The organism is Ruminococcus callidus ATCC 27760 (genome assembly GCF_000468015.1).
Classification (GTDB): Bacteria; Bacillota; Clostridia; order Oscillospirales; family Ruminococcaceae; genus Ruminococcus_C; species Ruminococcus_C callidus.
Window position 1 is genome coordinate 1 of record NZ_KI260388.1, and the last position, 4,305, is coordinate 4,305.

General features: G+C 45.4%; 2 protein-coding genes. One reads left to right on the plus strand and one right to left on the minus strand.

Going from position 1 to position 4,305, the window contains the following annotated elements; translation table 11 throughout:
• A partial coding sequence (locus RUMCAL_RS06370) for a M26 family metallopeptidase (protein ID WP_040647318.1) occupies positions 1-1,351 on the minus strand: 1,351 nt, incomplete at its 3' end.
• Positions 1,352-1,734: 383 nt separating this feature from the next.
• Between RUMCAL_RS06370 and RUMCAL_RS14530 the strand changes: the two genes are divergently transcribed.
• On the plus strand, positions 1,735-3,936 hold the full coding sequence (locus tag RUMCAL_RS14530) for a leucine-rich repeat protein (RefSeq protein ID WP_051343709.1): 2,202 nt from the start codon (positions 1,735-1,737) through the stop codon (positions 3,934-3,936).
• Positions 3,937-4,305 lie beyond the last annotated feature (369 nt).

Below are 4,305 nucleotides of genomic sequence, written 5' to 3' on the forward strand. Positions count from 1 at the left end.
TGCTTGTGGCAGTGGAAGTCGTGGTTTTTAAAGTGGTCGTGCTTGTGGTAGTGGAAGTTGTCGTTGCCGAAGCAGTTGTGCTTGTTGTGGTGGAAGTTGTCGTTGTCGAAGCGGTTGTGCTTGTAGTAGCGGAAGTTGTGGTTGCCGAAGTGGTTGTGCTTGTGGTGGTGGAAGTAGTGGTTTTTAAAGTTGTTGTGCTTGTGGTGGTGGAAGTTGCGGTTGTCGAAGCAGTTGTGCTTGTTGTGGTGGAAATTGTCGTTGTTGAAGCAGTTGTACTTGTAGTAGCGGAAGTCGCGGTTGTTGAAGCAGTCGTGCTTGTAGTAGCGGAAGTTGTCGTTGTTGAAGCAGTTGTACTTGTAGTAGCGGAAGTTGTCGTTGTCGAAGCAGTCGTGCTCGTTGTATCAGAAGTTGTAGTTCTCTCCGTTGTGGTGGTAGCTGCTGAAGTATTGTTCGTGAATTCTTTCAGTACAGTTTTCCCCTCGCGGACACACCACATATCGCCGCCGGCATTCATCAGTTCGGCAACAATGCCGTTCTGGAAATTCTCCTCTGCCTGCTGCATGCCCTCTGGTTCTATGTAGTCGCTTCCCACAGCAGTGTAACCGCCTGCTGTGACTGTGTAGAAACAATTCTGAAGCGGTGTGTCTGCCATACCTTCCATTTTGCCCACCAGCATGCCGGCAGAATCTTCGGAAGCAGCGTCTGTTTTTGCAACTGTTCCGATATGGTAGCAGTTTTGAAACGGTGCATTGCTTCGTCCGGCAAGACCGCCGACTGTGCCCTTTGCGGTAACTGTGCCGATGTGGTAGGCGTTTTGCACAACGGCTCCCGCTTGAAATTGCCCTGCCAGACCGCCGGCAAAGTCGCGGCTGGCAGTAATATCACCCTCACAAAACGAATCTGTGATCGTCCCGCTGCATAGAGCCGCAATTCCGCCGACAGTATTTTTCCCTTGGATATGTACGTTGGTCAGCCCCAGTTTCTGTACCGTTCCGGACAGCTTTGCAAACATGCCCAAGTTGCTGCCGCCGCTGCACTGCAAATTCGAAATGCAGTGATAATTGCCGTCAAAAGTGCCGGCATAGGAGCCAATCGGTGTCCAAGTTTCTCCTTCCAGCGAAATATCCGCCGTCAGCATTGCACAAATGCTGGGATCAGCCGCTGCCTTTTCCGCAAACTCCAGCAGTTCTGCGGCGGTTGAGAGTAAGTAAGGATTGTCCGCTTTGCCTGTACCCTCCAGTTCCAGAGCCGCTGCCCGACTGCTGCTGAAAACGGCACCGGTGCATGCTGTCAGCAGCAGCACCAGTGCCGTCAGGATACTATATGCCTTTTTTTGGAATGCGGTTTTCATGGTGGATTCTCCTTTTTTCGACACGATTCGACAAATTCCAGGGAAAGAAAAAGCAGAACACAGCTGCCCATGTTCTGCGGGTTTCCGGCAGAATTTTCCTGCTTTTATTATATTACGTCATTGAAAACGATGCAATATATTTGTAATGATTTCTCTGTTTTTGACAATGCAGGTTTGATTTAAAGCTGACTTTTTGTATATTTGTTGGAATTTTGGAAGAATTCGAAGTGGGAAATTCGCGGAAGACATGGAAAAATCACTTGGACAATAGCAGAATGTTCCACAAAACTGGAAATTTATGAAAAGGCATTTGACTTTTTTAAGTTGACATGCTATAATAAAAACAGACAATTTGCAACAAAAGAAAAAACGGAGGAATGAAGATGAAGCTGTGGAAAAAAGTGCTTGCAGCTGTGACTGCCGGCGTGCTCTGTCTGGGTAGTGTTGGCGTGTCTGGGGTGCAGAACATGTTGGAGAGCGTGGAGACAGTATTCACCGCAAGTGCATATGTGATAAATTCTTATGACGGCACCTACGGGGACTTGTACTATAGCGTGACAGATACCGATGAAGTAAAGATTTCCGGCTGCAATGAAACTGTAGAATCAGTAGAAATTCCGGCAAGAATTGACGGAAAACGCGTAACAAGTATTGCAAAAAATGCTTTTTATGGGTGCAGTGATTTGACTGCGATTACTATACCGGATAGTGTGACAAGCTTTGAAGGAAATGCATTTTCAAATCTTGAGAATCTGACTGCAATCACCATACCAGACAGCGTAACAAGCATTGGTGAAAGTGCTTTTTCCGGCTGTACCAGTCTGACAAAGATCGCTATACCGAACAGTGTCACAGATATTGGCGGTTTTGTTTTTTCGAATTGTACCAACTTGGAAAGCATTACACTATCCGATCACTTGACCAGTGTTGGAGGATATACTTTTTCGGGCTGCACCAGTTTGTCTGCAATTACCATACCGGACAGCGTAACGAGCATTGGACAAGCTGCCTTTTCTGGTTGTACCAGTTTGACAGAGATCACGATTCCAAACAGTGTGACAAGCATGGAGGAAATCATTTTTTCAGATTGTACAAATTTGGCTGATGTTACCCTATCCAACAGTATGACAAGTATTGGAGAATATACTTTTTCTAACTGTACCAGTTTGGCGGAAATCACTATACCGGATAGCGTAACAAACATTGGACGTTATGCGTTTAAGGCATGCACAAAATTAGAAAAGATTACCATGCCAAACAGCCTGACCAGTATAGATGAGTATGCTTTTGTGGACTGTGCAGGTCTGACTGAAGTTGTGCTGCCGGACGGCATGACAAGTGTCGGAACTAGTGCCTTTTTGAATTGTACTGGACTGAAGAAAATCACAATACCGGATAGCGTTACTGCAATAGCAGGGTTGGCTTTTGAAAATTGCACTGGTCTGACTGCTGTAACTCTCCCGAGTGGCATGACTACAATTGCACATAACACCTTTGAAAACTGTACCAATTTGTCTGAAATTACGATACCAGACAGCGTGACTAGTATAGAGAACAAAGCTTTTTACGGCACTGCTTGGCTGGCAGCAAGACAGAAAGAAAATCCATTGGTAATTATCAATCATCTTTTGATTGACGGAAGTACTTGTGCTGGTGATGTTGTAATTCCTGAAGATGTTGTGACGATCAATATAGGTGCTTTCAACAATTGTACTGCCTTGACAAGTGTTGTCGTGCCGGATAGTGTGACAAGTATTCATGGCAATGCGTTCTATGGCTGTACCAATCTGACGACAATTATTCTGCCAGACAGCATAACCAATATCGGCATGCTTGCTTTTGGCGATTGCACACATTTGACCAAGATCACGATTCCAAATGGCATGACGAGCATTGATGCTATGACTTTTGACAATTGCGTTAGCCTGACTGAAATCATCATACCAGACAGTGTGACAAAAATCGATTATAACGTTTTTAAAAGCTGTAGCGATCTGACCATTTACGGCTATACCGGTTCATATGCGGAAACTTATGCGGCAGAAAAAGAGATTCCCTTTGTGTCCTTGAACAGTATTGTTACCACGACAACCACAGACACAACTACAGAAACTACCACTACTGCAAAACAAACTACCACGACTACCACCGAACAAACAACGACTACCACACCAGAACAAACCACAACCACTGCAAAGCAGACTGAAACTACCGTAACAAAGCAAACTACCGCAACTACGACAAAACAAAGCACAACCACCACGGCAGAGCAAACCACTGCCACTACTGCAAAACAAACCGAAACTACCACAGCAAAACAGACCACTGCAACTACCAACCAAACCACCACATCTTCCGCCCAAACCGAACCCACCGCCCTCTACGGCGACCTCAACCTCGACGGACGAGTGGACATCACCGATGCAGTCCTGCTGAACAAAGCCTGTGCTGGTGCGGTTATGCTGGACGATGCCACTAAGAAAAATGCCGACTGCAACGGCGACAGCGAAGTTGGCAGCGATGATGCCGTTGTGCTGATGCAATTTTTGGTGCATATCGTTGACAAATTGCCTTACCAAAACTGATTTCCTCTTATCGATAAGCCTCCTCCCTTGCGAAATGACAGATATTCGCAAGGGAGGAGGCTTTTTTCAAGGCATCTCCTCTCAAACATTCCCCGCGAACCCCACGATTCCTGTTGCTTTTTATGTCCTGTTGCCATTTATTCATCTTATACACAAAGCTGATATGAAGGTTTCAAAAAACATAACGATATTATTTCCACTTCACTAAACCATCATTTTCGGTGGCATGGTATAATAAGAGTAGAAAAAATGGGAAAAATCATAGCAATTTGATATACAACCAAAAATGTTGTTCCGTTGTGCACAGGGCACACGGCAAAAATTGTGAAGAATGAAAGGGAACACTGCATAAAGCTTGTGCGTAAGATG